16 protein-coding genes are annotated in these 17,947 nt (G+C 64.2%); 5 read left to right on the plus strand and 11 right to left on the minus strand.

Annotated features, from left to right (window positions below; translation table 11 throughout):
- The 4 genes from Q0R16_RS12500 to Q0R16_RS12515 all read right to left on the minus strand — a co-directional run.
- Positions 1–1,818: transglycosylase domain-containing protein (locus Q0R16_RS12500; protein WP_295636394.1), on the minus strand; the 1,818-nt coding region annotated here is incomplete at its 3' end.
- 116 nt (positions 1,819–1,934) lie between these two features.
- The gene (gene msrB, locus Q0R16_RS12505; protein WP_295636397.1) at positions 1,935–2,333 is read right to left on the minus strand and encodes a peptide-methionine (R)-S-oxide reductase MsrB; all 399 of its coding nucleotides are present in this window, start codon (positions 2,331–2,333) and stop codon (positions 1,935–1,937) included.
- A 51-nt stretch (positions 2,334–2,384) separates the two neighbouring features.
- Positions 2,385–3,161 (minus strand): hypothetical protein, encoded by a 777-nt coding sequence (locus tag Q0R16_RS12510; protein ID WP_295636400.1) that lies wholly within the window; start codon positions 3,159–3,161, stop codon positions 2,385–2,387.
- 230 nt (positions 3,162–3,391) lie between these two features.
- The gene (locus Q0R16_RS12515) at positions 3,392–3,790 is read right to left on the minus strand and encodes a hypothetical protein (RefSeq protein WP_295636402.1); all 399 of its coding nucleotides are present in this window, start codon (positions 3,788–3,790) and stop codon (positions 3,392–3,394) included.
- 172 nt (positions 3,791–3,962) lie between these two features.
- On the opposite strand from Q0R16_RS12515, the gene Q0R16_RS12520 reads away from it, so the two are divergent.
- Positions 3,963–4,478, plus strand: coding sequence for a helix-turn-helix domain-containing protein (locus tag Q0R16_RS12520; RefSeq protein ID WP_295636405.1), 516 nt, complete (start codon positions 3,963–3,965; stop codon positions 4,476–4,478).
- A 95-nt stretch (positions 4,479–4,573) separates the two neighbouring features.
- Here Q0R16_RS12520 and Q0R16_RS12525 read toward each other — a convergent pair whose 3' ends face one another.
- Positions 4,574–4,873, minus strand: a complete 300-nt coding sequence (locus tag Q0R16_RS12525; protein ID WP_295636408.1) for a UrcA family protein — start codon at positions 4,871–4,873, stop codon at positions 4,574–4,576.
- 339 nt (positions 4,874–5,212) lie between these two features.
- On the opposite strand from Q0R16_RS12525, the gene Q0R16_RS12530 reads away from it, so the two are divergent.
- Positions 5,213–6,061, plus strand: coding sequence for a metallophosphoesterase (locus Q0R16_RS12530; RefSeq protein WP_295636411.1), 849 nt, complete (start codon positions 5,213–5,215; stop codon positions 6,059–6,061).
- 1,016 nt (positions 6,062–7,077) lie between these two features.
- On the opposite strand, the gene rpsI is transcribed toward Q0R16_RS12530, so the two are convergent.
- The 3 genes from rpsI to Q0R16_RS12545 form a co-directional block, all read right to left on the minus strand.
- A complete protein-coding gene (rpsI, locus tag Q0R16_RS12535) occupies positions 7,078–7,656 on the minus strand; it encodes a 30S ribosomal protein S9 (RefSeq protein ID WP_295636414.1) in 579 nt (192 codons plus the stop codon).
- Positions 7,656–8,135, minus strand: a complete 480-nt coding sequence (gene rplM / locus Q0R16_RS12540) for a 50S ribosomal protein L13 (RefSeq protein WP_295636417.1) — start codon at positions 8,133–8,135, stop codon at positions 7,656–7,658. Before rplM ends, rpsI begins: the two co-directional genes overlap by 1 nt.
- 129 nt (positions 8,136–8,264) lie before the next feature.
- A complete protein-coding gene (locus tag Q0R16_RS12545; protein ID WP_295636420.1) occupies positions 8,265–9,320 on the minus strand; it encodes a COX15/CtaA family protein in 1,056 nt (351 codons plus the stop codon).
- Positions 9,321–9,426: 106 nt separating this feature from the next.
- Here Q0R16_RS12545 and Q0R16_RS12550 point away from each other — a divergent pair, with 106 nt between their 5' ends.
- The 3 genes from Q0R16_RS12550 to Q0R16_RS12560 are packed head-to-tail and all read left to right on the plus strand — an operon-like array spanning position 9,427 to position 12,067.
- A complete protein-coding gene (locus Q0R16_RS12550) occupies positions 9,427–9,810 on the plus strand; it encodes a MerC domain-containing protein (RefSeq protein ID WP_295636423.1) in 384 nt (127 codons plus the stop codon).
- 39 nt (positions 9,811–9,849) lie between these two features.
- A complete protein-coding gene (gene thiS, locus Q0R16_RS12555; RefSeq protein WP_295636426.1) occupies positions 9,850–10,857 on the plus strand; it encodes a sulfur carrier protein ThiS in 1,008 nt (335 codons plus the stop codon).
- Between the two features lie 28 nt (positions 10,858–10,885).
- Positions 10,886–12,067 (plus strand): alpha/beta hydrolase, encoded by a 1,182-nt coding sequence (locus Q0R16_RS12560; protein ID WP_295636429.1) that lies wholly within the window; start codon positions 10,886–10,888, stop codon positions 12,065–12,067.
- Positions 12,068–12,188: 121 nt separating this feature from the next.
- On the opposite strand, the gene Q0R16_RS12565 is transcribed toward Q0R16_RS12560, so the two are convergent.
- The 3 genes from Q0R16_RS12565 to Q0R16_RS12575 all read right to left on the minus strand — a co-directional run bounded on the left by Q0R16_RS12565 (position 12,189) and on the right by Q0R16_RS12575 (position 17,867).
- The gene (locus Q0R16_RS12565) at positions 12,189–14,453 is read right to left on the minus strand and encodes an NADP-dependent malic enzyme (RefSeq protein ID WP_295636432.1); all 2,265 of its coding nucleotides are present in this window, start codon (positions 14,451–14,453) and stop codon (positions 12,189–12,191) included.
- A gap of 109 nt (positions 14,454–14,562) precedes the next feature.
- Positions 14,563–16,185 (minus strand): hypothetical protein, encoded by a 1,623-nt coding sequence (locus tag Q0R16_RS12570; protein ID WP_295636435.1) that lies wholly within the window; start codon positions 16,183–16,185, stop codon positions 14,563–14,565.
- 47 nt (positions 16,186–16,232) lie between these two features.
- Complete coding sequence (locus Q0R16_RS12575) at positions 16,233–17,867, minus strand: hypothetical protein (RefSeq protein ID WP_295636438.1); 1,635 nt, start codon at positions 17,865–17,867, stop codon at positions 16,233–16,235.
- Positions 17,868–17,947: the final 80 nt, after the last annotated feature.

Consider the following 17,947-nt stretch of genomic DNA (forward strand, 5'->3'; position numbering starts at 1 on the left):
GGCGCGCGCCGGCGCGGCGCCGCCCTGAAGCCCCGGAACCGCATGCGCATCATCACGCCCCATCCACACGCCGGTGGTGATCCCGCTGGAAAAGCCCAGGAACCAGCCGTCCTTGTCCGAAGTGGTGGTGCCGGTCTTGCCTGCCACCGGCCGTCCGATCTGCGCGGCGCGGCCGGTGCCGATGTTGACCGCGGTTTGCAACAGGTCGGTGATTTCGGCCGCGACATATTGCGCGACCAGGATCTGCGGCGGTTCGGGGTTGTGCGTGTAGAGCACCTGGCCTTCGGTCGTCGTGATCTTGCGGATGCCGTAAGGGGTGACCAGCGCGCCCTTGCTCGACACCGCCGCGAAGGCGCGGACCATGTCGATCACGCGCACATCGGATGTGCCCAGCACCATCGAGGGCAGCGTGTTGATCGGCGTGGTGATCCCAAAGCGCCGCGCCATGTTGGCGACCGCGCCGAACCCGACTTCGCTGCCCAGTTGCGCGGCCACGGTGTTCTTCGAATAGGCAAAGGCGGTGCGCACGTCGATCGCGCCGGCGTATTTCCCACCCGAATTGCGCGGGCTCCACCCGTCGATCGTGACCGGCGCGTCGACCACGCGATCGCCCGGTTTGTACCCGGCCTCGAGCGCAGCCATGTAAACGAACAGCTTCCACGCCGATCCGGGCTGGCGCACCGCGTTGGTGGCGCGGTTGTAGTTCGAGGTGACGTAATCGGTGCCCCCCACCATCGCCAGCACCGCGCCGTCGCGGTCCACGCTGACGAGAGCGCCCTGCGCACCATTGGGCGCGTTCTTCGCCACCGCATCGGTGGCGGCGCGCTGCATGGCAGGATCGAGCGTGGTCCACACCTCGATCGGGCGATCGTTGTCGGGCAGCAGCAGATCGAGCTGCGGCAGTGCCCAATCGGTGAAGTAACGCGCCGAATTCTGCCCGGATTCGTGGTTGAACTTCACGCCTTGCAGATCGGCGTTGACGGCCTGTTCGGCGGTGATCGCGTGCGTATCCTGCATCGTATCGAGCACGACCGAGGCGCGGCCGACCGCAGCCTTGGCATCGGCGCTGGGCGCATATTGCGACGGCGCCTTGACCAGCCCGGCGATGATCGCGGATTCGCCCAGGCTTAACCGTTCGGCGCCATGGCCGAAGAACTTGCGGCTGGCCGAATCGACGCCATAGGCCCCGCCGCCGAAGTAGACCTTGTTGAGGTACAGTTCGAGGATCTGGTCCTTGCTGAACTTCTGTTCGAGCGCCAGCGCCAGCACCGCTTCGCGGATCTTGCGATCGAACGTGCGGTTGTTGTTGAGGAACACGTTGCGCGCCAACTGCTGGGTGATCGTCGATCCGCCCTGCCGCCAGCGGCCCGATTGCACGCGCACCATGAAGCTGCGCGCGATGCCCAGCGGATCCACGCCCCAGTGATCGCGGAAGCGCCGGTCCTCGACCGAGACCATCGCCGCGCGCATCGTCGCGGGAATTTGCTCATAAGGCAGCCACTTGCCGTAGCTCGGCCCCAATGCGAAGATTTCCGAGCCATCGGAGGCGCGCACCACGATCGTGCGCCCGGCCTGGCTGGATTTGAGCGTTTCGTACCCCGGCAGCGAACGCGCGGTGACGACCACCGCGGTCACCAGCCCGATCACCGCCACCAGGGCCACAGCGCCGCCCCACACGAACACCCGCCGCAACGCCAATCGCCAGCCGGAATACTTCGACGCCTGCCCGCGCGTCGCCAAGCCACGCGGCGCTTTGCCGGAAGGGGGAGGCGGCGGGGTGCCCGCGCCACTGCGGTTGGGGAAATCCCGTCTGGCCATGGCTGCGTCAATGTCCCTCGGCGCGCCAAGTGGCACCCGTCGCGTGTACTAGGCCAATAGCAATGCCATATTAACCAAAACTTTCCGAACGGACGGGGTGTCCGCAATCGGGCGTGTTATTCCTTCGGCTTGAACGCAAGCGACGCGCTGTTCATGCAGTAACGCAAGCCTTCCGGTCCCGGGCCATCGGGGAACACGTGGCCCAGGTGACCATCGCAAGTGGCGCAGCGCGCTTCGGTGCGGACCATGCCGTGGCTGACATCGCGATGTTCGTCGACCGCGTCCTCGTCCACCGGCGCGGTGAAGCTGGGCCAGCCCGATCCGCTGTCGTACTTGCTGTCCGAGGTGAACAGCGGCGTGCCGCAGCCGGCGCAAAGATATTCGCCGGGCGCCTTGTTCTTTTCATACTTGCCGGTGAACGCGCGTTCGGTGCCGGCCTGGCGCAGCACCTGGAACTGTTCAGGGCTCAACCGCTCACGCCATGCGGCGTCGGTGAGCTGGATCTTGTCGGGCATGTCGTTCTCCGTGCGGATTATGGCGCCAATATGGGCGCTGCGCGCGCGCACTCAATAGTGCGATTTGGCCGATGGCTTCGACAGATCGTAGCAATGCCCCATGTCATACTGATCGGCCCCGCCGCCAGCCGCACCGGGCGCGGTTGTCGCAGCCATCTTTTCGCGCGCGAGTTCGACCGCGGTATCGGCTTCATTGCCGCTTCTGCCCTTGGCGATCTGCGCCTCGCGCGCGCGGGTGGTGAGCACGGTGGCGAGCGTGGTCAGGTCTGACGCCGTCGGCGACATTCCTTCGCGCGCGTGGACTTCGGCGGCGGCGAGCGTGAGAATTGCGCTGCATTCAAGCAGATCGGGGGTCTTGAGCGGGGCCACCAGCTTTTCCAGCCGATCGAGGCACGGACGCATGACCAGCCGCACTTCGGCCGCAGGGTCCGAGATGGCGCCGGCCTGCTGCTGCATTTCGGCCACGTCCTGCACCAGCAAGCCGCGCACCACGTCGCGGCTGAGCCCGACCTGTTCCATGACTTGCGCCGCCACGCGCACGAAGTACTCCTTGCCCCGCAACGCCAACGGCGGATAGGCGAGCGCTTCCTTTTCACCGCGCTGTTGTTCGGTGGCGACCACCGCGAACGCCGCAGCGCAGCGCAGCGCGGCCTTGTGGTCTTCGGTCAGCCGCGAGAAGTCGGGCGCCGGGCCGACCGGGGATGCAGGTGGCGCCGCGGGTGGCGCCGCCTGGGCTATCGTGACCTGGCCTGCGGTGGCGAGTGCGAGAAAGGCGAGGACGAAAGAGGCGGGGCCGAAAGAGGCGGGGCCGAACAATCTGGTGAGCATGGCTTGAGGTATAACCATAGCTGGCCGACCGTGAAGGGTTTTTCGCAGGCGACTGTGCTGCGGCACAAACAAATCGGGGCTGCGGCACAAACAAATCGGGCGGATCGCCGTGGCTGCCCGCATGTCCGGGTCCAGGCCGGGATGCGGGTACACGGTGATCCGCCCTGAATTGGCGCGCCGGGACTGGGTGGGTCTGGAGGCGCGCGCTGAGGGGAGGAAAGTTGAGCTTGTTAACGCTTGGCGGCGGCGCTGCCGAGCTGGACGCGATCGCCCGAAACCTTCTTGTTGCACTTGGTCAGTTCGTCCGCGCCCATTTCGCCGCCCTGGGCGGTGAAGCTGGCGACGCCGCCGAGCTTGGTGGCGAGGCGTTCGCAAGTGATGACGGTGCGCGAGCCGTCACGTGGGGCATGGCATTCGCCGCCTTCGCACGACCACACGGTGTCACCCAGCGCGATGTGCTGAAGCGATTTGACCGGGGTGGCCAGCTTGGCGGTGTAGTAGGCACCAGTTTCGGCGTGGGCGGGGCTGGTGGTTCCGGCAAAACCGGCAGCGGTGCCGACCAGCGCAGCAAGCGCGATCGTCAGGGTGCGGAAACCGTTGGTGGTGCGGTTGGAGAGGGTCGCAGTCATGGTGAAATGTCCCTTGTTTGTTGTGTCTGCACGGGGATCGTCGGTGGAGAGGATGGCGTTCGTTTTCCCGTTGCGAATCGATACCTAATGGATTAGATTGCAAGTTGCAACTAGAAACTTACATTGAATTGCGGGATGCGATACACCGTGGCCCGGGATAGAGGTGATGCCGATGGACAAACTCCGCGAACCGCTTGCAGCACTCAGCCAGTGCGGGCTGCCGATGGCGCTCGAAGCGATGGGGGAACGCTGGTCTTTCATGATCTTGCGCGCCGCCTTCAACAAAGTCCGGCACTTCGAGGAATTCCTGGAAGAACTCGGAATCGCGCGAAACATCCTGTCGAATCGGCTGTCGCGCCTGGTCGAAGCCGGCATTCTCAAGCGCGAACATTGCGCCGATGATCGGCGCCGAATCGAATACCGCCTGACCGACAAGGGCTATGACCTGCTGCCCGCGATGCTCTCGCTGCGCCAATGGGGCGAAAAGTGGGAGATGGGCTGCGTATCCGATCCGGTACTGTGCGACGCACGTGACGGCATGCCGATCGCCGCGATCGGCATCCACGCGCACGATGGCCGCGCGCTGCCGCACGATGGTCTCAAGTGGCGCACGCGGGCCGAAGTCGATGCAGACATCGCACGAGGTTCAGCCGCTTCGTCAGCAGGCCGGCCAACCGCCGTCGCTTAAGAAAATCGGCCCGAAAGCGTGGGGCTGAAGCACGCTTTCGGGCCGCAGGACACCGCACCCCTTGCGGGGGCTGGCGGTGGCCAATTCCTGGACATTCAACGCAGGCGGTCGGTGCTGGTCGTCCGGCGCGCCTGGATGCTGGCGAACTGCTGTTGCGCGCTCGAGACTGCGTGCGCCATGCAGGCCCGATTGGCGGTCTGTTCGGCAAGCGAAACATTGGCGGCACCGACTTCGCAGACCTGGCGGGCAGCGCTGCGCACGCGGGCATCGAGCGCCACGCGGCCATGCGCAGTCGACAAGTCGAGATCGACGTAAGACACGGTGCGTGTCGAAGCGGCAGCGGGATGGGCGATGGACAGGGCGGCCAGGCCGGCGGCGATAAGGGCATGGGTCATGGGAAAATCCTTTCATGAGTCGCAGTGGATCAGGGGTCGCAGTATTCTTATGGCAGCGACGGTGACCCTGAAGCGGGGGACCAGATGGCTGGTGGGGGGTTCGGCCAGATGGCCTGATATTGGGCCGACCGCCGCTGCCGAGTTCGCTCTACCCCACGCCCGTGCCGCCGACTCGCGCGCTTCGATCGGCCATCGCATCGGGCCGACCAATGACTCGCCCGCCCGACCAACCGCCAAGTTCGGTCGGTGAACGACAAGGTGATTGCAGGCGGAACCAAATCGGCCGATTCGCGCTCTGAATATCTCGCCAGTGCATCCAACCCCGGTTAAAGGACTGCGATGCCGCGCATCTTTCACCTTTCCGACATCCACTTCGGGCTCGAAGACACCGCCATGCTGGCCTGGGTGAAAGAGCGTATCGCCGACGAACGCCCCGACGCCGTGGCGATCACCGGCGACCTGACCATGCGCGCCCGCTTCCGCGAATTCGCCGCCGCCACCGCCTGGATTTCCAGCCTCGATCTTCCGGTCACCGTCGAAGTCGGCAATCACGATCTGCCCTACTTCAACCTGCCCGAACGCTTCGTCGATCCCTACCGCCGCTTTCGCGACATCGAATCGCTGATCGAACGTACTATTTCGCTGCCCAATGTGGCGATTGTCCCGCTGAAAACCACCGCGCGCGCGCAATGGCGGCTCAACTGGTCGAAAGGCTGGATCACCGGCGACGCGCTGCGCGAAACGCTCGACCGCATCGACGCCCTCCCCTCCGGCACCCAGGCGCTGGTTACCGCACACCACCCGCTCGTCGAAACCGGCACGCACGGCACCGCACTCACCCGCGGCGGCCAGAACGCGCTGGAAGAACTGGCCAAACGCCCGGTGCTCGCCGTGCTGTCGGGCCACGTCCACGACCCCTTCGACATGCAGCACCAGACCCGCAACGGCCCCGTCCGCATGATCGGCGCCGGCACGCTGTCCAAACGCATCCGCTCCACCCCCGCCAGCTTCAACGAACTGCTCATCGCCGACGGCACGATCCGCGTGCGCGTGCGCAACCTCGAATACGTCCCTACCCGCGAGATGATGATCGACGACGTGCCCGAAGACGCGATGCCCCCGCGCAAGCCGGGCGAGCCTGTGGCGCTGGTCGATGCGGTGCCGGAGGTTGATCCGCCGGTTTATTGAGGGGTTTAAGAGGTTATGATGCCTCCGGCGGGCAAAGGCCATCGCCCTTGCATCCCTACCCCCTTCCGTGGCGATCGCACCAAGGCTACAATGCGCGACCATGGCATTTAACGGGAGTTGGCTTTCGCAAAGCAGGGTTTCCGGACGCCACAACGTTGCAAACGTTCGGAGATCGCTTCAGTTCGCGCGCACCGCCAGCCCAGCAACCGCTCGTCGCCCCGTGCTTGACACGGGGCATGGATAACCTTCTGCGGCTCTTCCCGACAACGAACGCTCCGAAGGAAAGCCAAGCCCCGCATCGAGTGCGGGGCGACGAAGTTGAACGAACAAAGAATCTTCGTCCATTAACACCGGGGTGTCCGCCACCCACGCTCATTCCTGCCGCAGCGCCGGTCGCCACGCGGACCTGCAAGCCGCCATTGGGCAATCTGGCGAACGAAGGTCCGTTTGCTGCCCATCTGCAACGAACGCGGCCTGACCGGACACGACAACATTGCGAGTTTAACACCACATGCTAAAGTCAGATTATGGAAATGGTCAAAGGGAGTGATCCTTGTGAATAAAAATCCAGAGTGGTGGTGGATAAAAGGTCGGCGTTACATAACATTAGCTATCTTGTTTACTTTTGCTGCTGCTTGGATTGTCCGGTGGGTCGTAGAAGTTACAGCGAAGACCAACGGCAGCTAACCGCGCCTATCTTCCCGCAAAGGCCGCTCCTGACCGAACACACAAACTGCTATTCGTTGTCGGGGTGCAAGAAAGCCATGTGCGCATTCAGTTGGTAGCCTCTCAACGCTGGCCACATGGATGCACTACACCTGCAGAGTGCCTTGCCGCAAAGCGGCTTTCAAACTCTTGCCGCTGCGCAACGAGCGCTAGTCTGCAACAATCCGCAACCCAGATGCAAGGGTGGTAACCCTTGCCCGCCGGAGGCACCTTCAACCTTCCCCCAAGCCCGAAACCAAAAAAGGCGGCCCGTTCCCGGACCGCCCCTTTTGGAACCAAAGGCTGAAAGATCAGCGCTTCGAGAACTGGAAGCTCTTGCGCGCCTTGGCGCGGCCGTACTTCTTGCGTTCCACGACGCGCGGATCGCGGGTCAGGAAGCCGGCGGCTTTGACCGTGCTGCGCAGCAGCGGTTCAAACTTCGACAGCGCTTGTGCGATGCCGTGCTTGACGGCGCCGGCCTGGCCGGAGAGTCCGCCGCCCTTGACGGTGCAGATCACGTCGTAGGCGCCGTCGCGATCGGCGACCTGGAACGGCTGGTTGATCACCAGGCGCAGCGTGGGGCGTGCGAAGTACACGTCCTGATCGCGACCGTTGACGGTGATCTTGCCGCTGCCGGGCTTGATCCAGACGCGAGCGACCGCGTCCTTGCGCTTGCCGGTGGCGTAGGAGCGGCCCTGCGCGTCGACTTCGCGGTCGCGGATCGGCGCGGCGGGTCCAGTGCGGACGACGGGTGCTGCGACGGTGTCGGTCGCGCCGGTGTCGGTCGCGCCGGTGTCGGTCGCGCCGGTGTCAGCAGCAGGGGCGTTGGCGGTCAGCGCGGCCAGATCGGCCAGGCTCGAAACCGAATCGGTGTTGTTGGTATCGGGCATCACGCACCCACCTTGTTCTTGCGGTTCATCGAAGCAACGTCGAGCGCAACGGGCTGGGTGCCCGCGTGCGGATGCTCGGCGCCGGCGTAGAGGTGCAGCGCGCGCATCTGCGCACGGCCGAGTGGGCCGCGCGGGATCATGCGTTCGACCGCCTTTTCGATCACACGCTCGGGGAACTTGCCCTGGAGGACCTTTTCCGCGGTGACCTGCTTGATGCCGCCGGCGTAACCAGTGTGCTTGTAATAGATCTTCTGGCCAAGCTTGTTGCCCGTCAGCCGCACCTTGTCGGCGTTGATCACGACAACGTGATCGCCGCAATCGACGTGGGGGGTGAAGGTGGGCTTGTGCTTGCCGCGCAGACGGTTGGCGATGACCACCGCGAGCCGGCCGACAACCAGGCCTTCGGCATCGATCAGATGCCAGTTCTTTACCACTTCGGCCGGTTTGATCGACCGGGTGACCTTGCTGAGCGCCTTCATGGCTCGGTTCCCTATTTGTAAAACTTTGGCCGAGAGCACGAAGCTATCGGAGCGAGGTGGCGCTAGTGTTGCACGAGGCCCGATAAGTCAAGCAAAACGGCGCGTTTGCCGAGAGGTAAAATAATACCTTCAGCGGGATGCGCGGGTGCGACCGAGCTCGTGCGCACCCCACACGGTGGAGATCACCAGCAGTGCGCCGGTCAACTGGTGCAACACCGCCAGCGGGATCGAGACGTTGCTCATAACCGTAGCGATCCCCAGCAGCACCTGCACCCCGAACGCGCTGTGGATCGCGATCGAGGACGGCCGCGCGCCGATTGCCTTGAGCTTGCGTCCCATAACCAACAGCGCCGCGACGACCGCCCAAGCCCACCAGCGGTGGAGGAAATGGAGCAGGTAGGGATCATAGAACAATGCGTGCAGCGATCCCTGCGCCCAGTCGATCCCGGCCGGAAACAGGCTGCCCATCATCAGCGGCCAGTCGTTGGCGACATGGCCCGCACGCAAGCCCGCCACCATCGCGCCGAGCAGGAGCTGCATGAACAGCAGCGCGATCGCCAGCGCACCGAAGCCCGTGACCCTTGCGGGTGCCTCACCGCGTGCTAGCCGGCGCATATCGAGCGCGGTCCACACCACGCCCGCCATCGTCGTCAGCGCCAGCAGCAAGTGCGTTGCCAGCCGCAAGTGGCTGACTTTCACGTCGTGCGATATGCCCGATTTGACCATCCACCAGCCGACTACGCCCTGCAACCCGCCCAGCGCCAGCAGCCCCACCAACCGCGGGCCGTAGCCTTTCGGAATGCTACCACGCACCGCGAACCACGCCAGCGGCAGCGCGAAGGCCGCGCCTATGCTGCGCGCCAGCAACCGGTGGACCCATTCCCAGAAGAAGATGAACTTGTACGTCGCCAGCGTCATCCCCGCCGGGCCGTTCACCTCGATGAACTGCGGCGTCTGGCGGTACTTGGCGAATTCGACCTGCCACGCCGCATCGCCCAGCGGCGGGAGAATGCCGCTGACCGGCTTCCATTCGGTGATCGAAACCCCCGATTCGGTCAGCCGCGTAATCCCGCCCACCACCACGATGCCCACGATCAGCGCCGCCACTGCGAACAGCCAGCGCGCGATCGCGAGCGGCTGCGACTGGCGGATTGACGGGGCGGTGGGGGATGCGAGGCTGGCCATGATGGCCTTTGCTCTGCGTCCGACGGGTCCGAATCGCAAGCTGGTTTGAGGGACATGACCGTCGGACCAGTTGCGCAATGTTATATTATCACATATATCGACCTCCATGAGCATCCCGCCCTCCACCGACCGTTCGCGACTCGACAAGGCAGGCGTGCTGCTGTCCGGGCTCTGCGCAGTTCACTGCATCGCGGGGCTGGTGCTGGTGAGCGTACTGGGCATCGGCAGCCTGGGCGCGGGCGAAGTACTGCTCAATCCGGCGATTCACCGCATCGGGCTGGTCATGGCCGTGGCAATCGGCGTGGTTACGCTGGGCTTTGCCGCGCATCGCCACCGCCGCACCGATTTGCTGATATTGGGCGGCACCGGGCTGGCGCTGATGGCCGCCGGGCTGATCGCACCGCACGGCACCGCCGAAGCCGTGCTGACGATCGGCGGCGTGGGCCTGCTCGCCACCGCGCACATCCGCAATCTGCGGCGCGGCTGCTGATTACTTGCGATCGGGGGCGGGTTCGGTAAGAGCCTGAATATGGCCACCAACCCCGCAGCAGCAACCCTGTCCCTTACCGTCAACGGCGAACCACACCGCGCCGCCCCCGGCAGCGTCGCCGATCTGGTCCGCACGCTCGGGCTCGATCCGGCCAAAGTCGCGGTCGAACGCAACGGCGAAATCGCCCCGCGCTCGCAACTGGCCACGATCGCCATCGCCGAGGGCGACGTCCTTGAGATCGTCCACTTCGTCGGCGGAGGTGACCACCCGGTCGTTGATGACGACACCTGGGAAGTCGCCGGCCGCCGCTTCCGCTCGCGGCTGATCGTCGGCACCGGCAAGTACAAGGATTTCGCCCAGAACGCCGCCGCGGTCGCCGCCTCGGGCGCCGAGATCGTCACCGTCGCCGTACGCCGCGTCAATGTCACCGACCCCAAGGCGCCGATGCTGACCGACTTCATCGACCCCAAAAAGATCACCTACCTGCCCAACACCGCCGGCTGCTTCGATGCCGACAGCGCCATCCGCACGCTGCGCCTGGCGCGCGAAGCCGGCGGCTGGGACCTCGTCAAACTCGAAGTCCTGGGCGAAGCGCGCACGCTCTACCCCGACATGCGCGAAACGCTGAAGGCCACCGAAGTGCTTGCCAAAGAAGGCTTCCTGCCGATGGTCTATTGCGCCGACGACCCCATCGCCACGCGCCAGTTGGAAGATTGCGGCGCGGTCGCGGTCATGCCGCTGGGCGCGCCGATCGGCTCAGGCCTCGGCCTCCAGAACAAGGTGATGATCCGGCTGATCGTCGAAGGCGCGAAAGTGCCCGTGCTGGTCGACGCCGGCGTCGGCACCGCGTCGGACGCCGCCGTCGCAATGGAACTCGGCTGCCACGGCGTGCTGATGAACACCGCCATCGCCGAGGCCAAGGACCCGATCCGCATGGCGCGGGCGATGAAGTTGGCGGTGGAAGCCGGCCGCGAGGCGTATCGCTCGGGGCGGATGGCTACGCGGAAGTATGCCGATCCTAGCAGTCCGTTGGCGGGGTTGATTTAAAAAGGGAAACTCTGCATTGCTTGAGCAAATGGCATCATCTGAATTGGATTGCACGGCTGCGATACTGCAAGGTACCAAGGCCTTGGGGATTGTGGTCATGCGGTTCTACCTCCACATCGCGGTTGCATCGCTGATGATTGCTATCTCGCACCCGGCTGCGGCGACTGCATGCGTGCCTGTTCGACAAACGGTCAGCCTGCCGCTCCCCGGCTTCGATAGTCCTGCCGAAATTGTGACACCGCCGGCTGGCATGGCGCGGCGTGGCGCTCTAGTGCTCTTTCCGGGGTCGGACGTCGCCGATCGGGATGGTGCGATCGAAGGCGTGGGGGGCAAGATCGTGTCACGACCGATGTTGCAAATTGCCGGTCGGCTCGCGTGCGCGGGCTATGTATCCTTTCGCTACAACAAGCGGTTCGTGACGGGGCCGACGAGCGTGGATAGGGCCAAGTTCGATGCCTTGAACGGCGTGGATTTCGCCGCGGACGGGAAGACGGCGCTGAATTTCGTGCGGAGCCGAGCGGGCATAGGTAAGCTGCAACTTGGCCTTGTCGGGTGGAGCGAAGGAACAACGACCGCAATGGCGGTCGCGTCGAACGACAGCACGGTTCGTACTATCGTTTTGATTGCGCCGGTCGTCGATACTGCGGCCCATGTCGCGCAGGCCCAGTATGGCCGGATCGGCAGACCTTACTTGATGCGCTTTGCCACCGATGGCGCCCTGGACGCAGACGCCATAGCGCGTGCCGACGCAGGTCCCGGCGGAGACCTGGCCCATATCTTCGTCCGGATGTTTCGCGGTTTTCGGCCGGGAGAACGGGTCAATCCGCTGCTGGATCGCAACGGTGACGGGCGCATCGCGTTCGCGGAAGCAGATCCGGTCATCGCTTCGTGGTACGCCGACGGACCTGACAGCGGACTCGGAATGTCATCGTCGTCGCGCGCGCTTAGAGGGGTCTCGGATGCCTTCGCTGCGACAACTGCGCGCATCCTGATTCTGCAGGGTATGAATGATTCAATGATCGATCCCGCAGCGGCACGCGCGTTCGTTGCTCGATCTGATGTACGGCAACGCGTGACGATGATCTTATACCCTGAATTGGGTCACTCGCTGGGCCGGGCGGAATCAGCGCAGAATGATAGCCTGTTGCCGATGGAGAGCAAACCGCTCGATGACATGGCAAAGTGGCTACAAAAAGCCGATCGACGATAATTTCGATCGACCTCTTTCGCAACGACGCAAATAATTCGGGCCTGCCCGTGAGGCCCTGAAATCATGTCGACAAGTCTTGGAGGTCTGCGGCCGCCCTCCCCCGGGTCACCCCTTCAAAACATCAAACCGCTACCCCGGCCGCCGCCAGCACCGCCAGCGTCAGCACGTCCGAAGCGTTCGAGGTCATCGCGGCGATCTGGACCGGCTTTTCCATGCCGATCAGCATCGGGCCGATGGTGGCGTTGCCGGCCAGTTCGCGGAGCAGTTTGGCCGAGAGGTTGGCCGATTGCAGGCCGGGCATGACCAGCACGTTGGCGGGGGCGGAAAGTCGGCTGAACGGATAGTTGGCCATGACCAGCGGGTTGAGCGCGGCGTCGGGGGCCATTTCGCCTTCGTATTCGAAGCCCGGCGGGTTGGCGTCGAGGATCGCGACGGCGTCACGGATGCTTTCGAGCCAGCGGCCCGAGGGGTTGCCGAAGGTGGAGTACGACAGGAACGCCACGCGCGGTTCGTGGCCCAGGCGCTTGGCCACTTCGGCGGTGCCGCGCGCAATGTGCGCGAGTTCGGACGCGGTAGGGCGTTCGTTGATCGTGGTATCGGCCAGGAATACGGTGTAGTTCTTGCCGATCATCAGGTGGATGCCGAAGGGCACCTGATCGGGCGCGGGATCGAGCACGCGGCGGATTTCGCGCATCGATTGCGCGAAGGGCCGGGTGAGGCCGGTGATCATGGCATCGGCATGGCCGAGCTTGACCAGCGCCGAGGCGAAAACGTTGCGGTCCTGGTTGACCATGCGGCGCACGTCGCGTTCCATGAACCCGCGCCGCTTGAGCCGTTCGTACAGCATCGACACCATCGCGGGCACGTGCGGGCTGATCGCGGCGTTGTGGATTTCGTAGCTGTCTGGTTTTTCGATGCCCAGTTCGACCAGCTTGGCGCGCACCACCTGGTCGCGCCCGACAAGCAGCGGTTCGCCGTAACCGCCGCTGCGGAACTGGATGGCGGCGCGCAGCACGATTTCGTTTTCAGCTTCGGCGAAGACCACGCGCTTGGGGTTGAGCTTGGCTTGCGCATAGACGTGGGTAAGCACCGAAGTGGTGGGGTTGAGCCGGCTTTTCAGGCTGTGCCGATAGGCGTCGAAATCCGCGATCGGCTTTTGCGCCACGCCCGAATCCATCGCGCCCTTGGCCACGGCGGACGAGACGACTTCCATCAGCCGCGGATCGAACGGTGCGGGGATGATATAATCGTGCCCGAACTGCATCGACTTGCCGCCGTAGGCCGCGGCCACTTCCTCTGGCACTTGCTCGCGCGCGAGTTCGGCGATGGCGCGCGCGGCGGCGATCTTCATGTGATCGTTGATCGCGGTGGCGCGCACGTCGAGCGCGCCGCGGAAGATGAACGGGAAGCCGAGCACGTTGTTGACCTGGTTCGGATAGTCCGAACGCCCGGTGGCGACGATGCAATCGGGCCGCACGCGCTTGGCATCGGGCGGGGTGATTTCGGGATCGGGGTTGGCCATCGCGAAGATGATCGGCTGCGGCGCCATCTTCTCGATCATTTCCGGCTTCAACGCATCCTTGGCCGACAAACCCAGGAAGATGTCGGCGCCGACGAGCGCTTCTTCGAGCGTGCGGCGATCGGTGTCGACCGCATGCGCGGACTTGAACTGGTCGATCCCGTCGCGCCCGCGATAGATCACGCCCTTGCGATCGCACATCAGCACGTTTTCGTGGCGCACGCCCATCGCCTTGATCAGCGCGGTGCAGGCGATTGCCGCCGCGCCAGCGCCGTTGACCACGACCTTGACCGTGCTGAATTCGCGGCCCGTCAGGAAGCAGGCGTTGAGCAGCCCGGCGGCCGAGATGATTGCGGTGCCGTGCTGGTCATCGTGCATGACCGGAATCTTGAGGCGTTCCTTCAGCGCCTGTTCGATGATGAAGCATTCGGGCGCCTTGATGTCTTCAAGGTTGATGCCGCCGAAGCTCGGCTCCATCAGCGCGACGGCTTCGATGAACTTGTCGGGATCTTCGGTGTCGAGTTCGATGTCGATCGAATCGACGTCGGCAAAGCGCTTGAACAGCACCGCCTTGCCTTCCATCACCGGCTTTGACGCGAGCGCGCCCAGATTGCCCAGCCCGAGGATCGCGGTGCCGTTGGTGATCACCGCGACGAGGTTGCCCTTGGCGGTGTATTCGTAGGCATCGGCGGGGTTCTTGGCGATTGCGAGCACGGGCACGGCCACGCCGGGCGAATAAGCGAGCGACAAATCGCGCTGCGTCGCCATCGGCTTGCTGGCGATGATCTCGATCTTGCCCGGGCGTCCGGTGGAATGGAAAAACAGCGCTTCACGTTCGGTAAAACGGACGTTGTCTTCATCGGCCATGCGCAGTCCCCCCGGGGTTCCCCCGATATGCAATGATGCGTCGCTCGAGTTTCATTCAACCTTTTTGCGACAGATTCGCTTCCCGCCACTGATCACTTAGCGCCAAAGCTCAAAAACCCAAGTGATTTACAGCGAAAAGCGTGCTTTCCCCGTCTCTCCAGACAAGCCGCAAACGGCGATCCGGCCGGCTCGGCGGACCTGTCTCGATAAACCAGAGATAGTCCACCTTCTCGATCGGCGCGTTGCGTATGACTGAGTCGACGTTGTGCACACCAGGCGTCGCCAGGCACTTCGGCGAAGTCAGAAATTGAGACGGATCGGACGTATAATAGCGTCCGGGCCTGAGCCGGGTCTGGACCATGTCCAGGCCTGGAACTGCCCAGATATCGTTGACCCAGGCGCCACGCAACGGAACTACCAGGCTGGAAATGTGGTAGAGGCGAGACAGGCGCCAGCCGCTCCGCCAACAATCCCAGTTGACGAAAGCCAGCACCCGGCTGCCGGGCGCAATGTGCGTTGTTGCGGCAAGGTTGCGATCGAACGTCTGGGCATAGACCGGGAAGCTGGCGGTGGTGACGGCCAACCTGGTCAGGAACAAGGCTCCACCGACGATGCCGACGATCCGGGCCGCTCGAATCCGTGGGCCCGACCAATCCTGCAGGCCGAGCAATAGCATGATGCCCACCGGCAGCAGGCGCGAATCGATCATGTAGGAATGGCCGATACTGAACGGCCCCAACAGGAAGATTGCCAGCACGGACAAGCCGGGCAGACTGCCCCGAAACGTCCATTTTGCGCCCAACAGGCTTGCGGCAAAAACAAGCACGATCGACATGAGCGCAGTCGTCAGGTCGAGTATCATGGATTGATCGCGCAGAACCAGCAATGGCGCATCGGCCTTCGAGCGCCACCACCACCCGATGCCCTCACCCGGGCCCGTGGCGGTCAATCGCCAAACCGCCACGGTGATCAGAGAAGCAAGCAGCGGCCAGCAGCGCCGTATCCATTCGGCTCCGATCCGAACGCAAAGTGCACGCTTGCCAACGCCCTGCCGAAACTGCGGCAAGCGCCGGTCGATTTCCTGCCCGAGCACGAAGGCACCGAACAAGACCGGCAGCAGAATTCCTCCGATAGCGTGGCAGATCAACAGCGTTGGCTGGGCGGCAACCAGAAACACCGCCTGCCAACGCGGCCGGTTCTGCAAACCGATTGCGACCGCGCAGGCACATAGCGCCAGGCCTTCTGCGATGATGAAGTTCAAAAAGCCCCACAGGACCGGATAGCTATAGACGAAGATCATCGCCCAGCCGACGCCGTAACCACCACGCGGATTGACGGCGCGGATCATGGCAAGACAGCCTACGGCAAGCAGGAAGACACCGCATACCGCGCAGATCCAGCCGGCGCGGATCGGCCCGAACAGGGGGACCAGCGCTTTCAACAACAGCACGCCGCCAAGATTGAACGAGAAAGCCCAACGCCATTCGAAATAGTGCTTGATCGAACTGGTAGGCGCCGCGTTTTCGATCGAAGCGGCCGCAATATGGCCTGGCAGATCGATCAATGGCGGCAGGGCCACGAGTGCGAACGGCAAACAGGTCAGGATCGCAAACAGGGCAATGACCGGAGCCTTCAGCCACGGCAGGTGCGAAGCTGGCCCGGCTGTGAGTGGGGCCGATCGGGTCAAGGAGAAAGCCGATGAAGCGCGATGATCCGAATGCGATACAGCCATACCAAGACTTCTCCGAAGTTCACCGGATCATCGCGGCGTATCATTTTCTAAAGCTGACTTAGCGTCCACGCCGAAAAACCCAAGGGTTTTACCGCAAAAAGCACGCTGCGGCCTTCCTGCCAGACGATGCGCAAGCGCGGATCGGGGCGCTTGGGCAGCCCGGTGTCGATCAGCCACACGTAATCGACCAGATCGATCGGCGCGCGCTTCAAGGCGGTGTCGACGCTGCGCAGCCGGCCACCCTGGCAGCCGGGCGACCACACGAATTCGGATGGATCGGCGGTGAAATAGCGCGCCGGCCGGAACTTCGGCTGGAGCATGTCGAGCCCTGGCACCGCCCAGTTGTCGTTGACCCAGGCCTCGCGATAGACGCTGGCGAGGCTGGCAAGGTGATCGCGGCGGGTATTGCGCCAGCGTTCTTCGACGCAACTGTGTTCCACGAAGGCAAGTATGCGGCTGCCTTGCGCCACCCTGCCGAGCGCGCCGAGCTGGCGTTTGTAGTCTTCGGCATAATCGGCGAAGCTTGCGCCGATCACCACCAGCCGCAGCCCCAGCAGCACCGCGCCCGAAACGGCCACGAACCGCGCTCGATCGGGCGGCGCGAAGCTCCAGTCCTGCAAGCCCAGCAGAAGCATCGCCGCCACCGGCAGCAGCCGCATGTCGACAAAGGCGCTGCCGTTGATATCGCTGGGGATCACCACGAACAGTACGAACACGCTAAGCCCCGGCAGCAGTTGGACCCAGGTCCAGCGCGCGCCCATCGCCCGGGCCAGCACGATCATGATCACCGCCATCAGCGTGGTCGCCACGTCGAGCATCAGCGACTGATCGCGCAAGGTCAGCACGAACGACCAGGCCTTCTGGTCCCACCGCCACTTGTTGAGCCCGCTGTGGCCGGGCGCGAGCACCTTCCACACGATGATCGTCATGACCGATACCACCAGCGGCCATACCAGCGCCACGAAGGTGCGCAGCGGCGGGGCCAGCCGCGGATCGAGGATGCGCCAGCGCTTGGGTCGGTGCCAGTCGCGGCGCATTTCGGTGATCGCGGGTTCGTGATCGTCGAGCACGCGGCCGAGCGCATAGGCACCGATCAGCAGCGGCAGCAGCACTCCGCCGATGGCGTGGCTGATCAGCGCGATCGGCTGGAGCACAACCAGCATCGCCACGCGCAGGCGCGGTCGGTGCTCGAGCCGGATCGAGGCGGCAAACGCGCACAGCGACAGCCCGGTGGCGAGGATGTAGTTCAGGAACCCCGTGAGCAGCGGAAAGCTGAAGACGAACAGCAGCGCCCACGCCACGCCATACCCACCGCGCGGATTGAGCGCCCGCACCGTGGCCAGCAAACCTGCGCCGAACAGCGCCACCGCCAGCACGGTGCTGACCCAGCCCGCCACGATGATGCCGAAGTGCTCACCAATCAGCTTCATCAGCACTTCGCCGCCCAGGTTGAGCGCGAACATCCAGCGCCAACTGAAATAGCGCGCAAGCGGGCTTTCGGGGCCGGCCAGCTCGATCGCAGAGGCGCCCATGTGGCCGGGCAGATCGACCAGCGGCGGGATCGTGACGAGCGCGAACGGCAGGCACAGCACCAGTACCCACAGCACGATCGCCGGTGCACTCAGCCATGGCAGCGAGCGGCGATACCACCGCGCGGGCCAAAGGTGATCGCGCTGCGGCATGGGGTTGCGGGACCTGTCGATATCGGACGCCGAATGGGTGGATAGAAGAAGGGGGGGATTTGAGAAACACGGGCGTTTGG

It is taken from the genome of Novosphingobium sp. (assembly GCF_025351285.1).
Taxonomy (GTDB): domain Bacteria; phylum Pseudomonadota; class Alphaproteobacteria; order Sphingomonadales; family Sphingomonadaceae; genus Novosphingobium.

Excerpts from the sequence above, each read along its gene's own strand:
- Q0R16_RS12520 (WP_295636405.1), top strand. The coding sequence starts at position 3,963 with ATGGACAAACTCCGCGAACCGCTTGCAGCACTCAGCCAGTGCGGGCTG.
- rpsI (WP_295636414.1), bottom strand. The coding sequence starts at position 7,656 with ATGCCCGATACCAACAACACCGATTCGGTTTCGAGCCTGGCCGATCTG.
- Q0R16_RS12565 (WP_295636432.1), bottom strand. The coding sequence starts at position 14,453 with ATGGCCGATGAAGACAACGTCCGTTTTACCGAACGTGAAGCGCTGTTT.
- Q0R16_RS12575 (WP_295636438.1), bottom strand. The coding sequence starts at position 17,867 with ATGCCGCAGCGCGATCACCTTTGGCCCGCGCGGTGGTATCGCCGCTCG.
- Q0R16_RS12515 (WP_295636402.1), bottom strand. The coding sequence starts at position 3,790 with ATGACTGCGACCCTCTCCAACCGCACCACCAACGGTTTCCGCACCCTG.
- Q0R16_RS12560 (WP_295636429.1), top strand. The coding sequence starts at position 10,886 with ATGGCATCATCTGAATTGGATTGCACGGCTGCGATACTGCAAGGTACC.
- Q0R16_RS12510 (WP_295636400.1), bottom strand. The coding sequence starts at position 3,161 with ATGCTCACCAGATTGTTCGGCCCCGCCTCTTTCGGCCCCGCCTCTTTC.
- msrB (WP_295636397.1), bottom strand. The coding sequence starts at position 2,333 with ATGCCCGACAAGATCCAGCTCACCGACGCCGCATGGCGTGAGCGGTTG.
- thiS (WP_295636426.1), top strand. The coding sequence starts at position 9,850 with ATGGCCACCAACCCCGCAGCAGCAACCCTGTCCCTTACCGTCAACGGC.
- Q0R16_RS12570 (WP_295636435.1), bottom strand. The coding sequence starts at position 16,185 with ATGGCTGTATCGCATTCGGATCATCGCGCTTCATCGGCTTTCTCCTTG.
- Q0R16_RS12530 (WP_295636411.1), top strand. The coding sequence starts at position 5,213 with ATGCCGCGCATCTTTCACCTTTCCGACATCCACTTCGGGCTCGAAGAC.
- rplM (WP_295636417.1), bottom strand. The coding sequence starts at position 8,135 with ATGAAGGCGCTCAGCAAGGTCACCCGGTCGATCAAACCGGCCGAAGTG.
- Q0R16_RS12525 (WP_295636408.1), bottom strand. The coding sequence starts at position 4,873 with ATGACCCATGCCCTTATCGCCGCCGGCCTGGCCGCCCTGTCCATCGCC.
- Q0R16_RS12550 (WP_295636423.1), top strand. The coding sequence starts at position 9,427 with ATGAGCATCCCGCCCTCCACCGACCGTTCGCGACTCGACAAGGCAGGC.
- Q0R16_RS12545 (WP_295636420.1), bottom strand. The coding sequence starts at position 9,320 with ATGGCCAGCCTCGCATCCCCCACCGCCCCGTCAATCCGCCAGTCGCAG.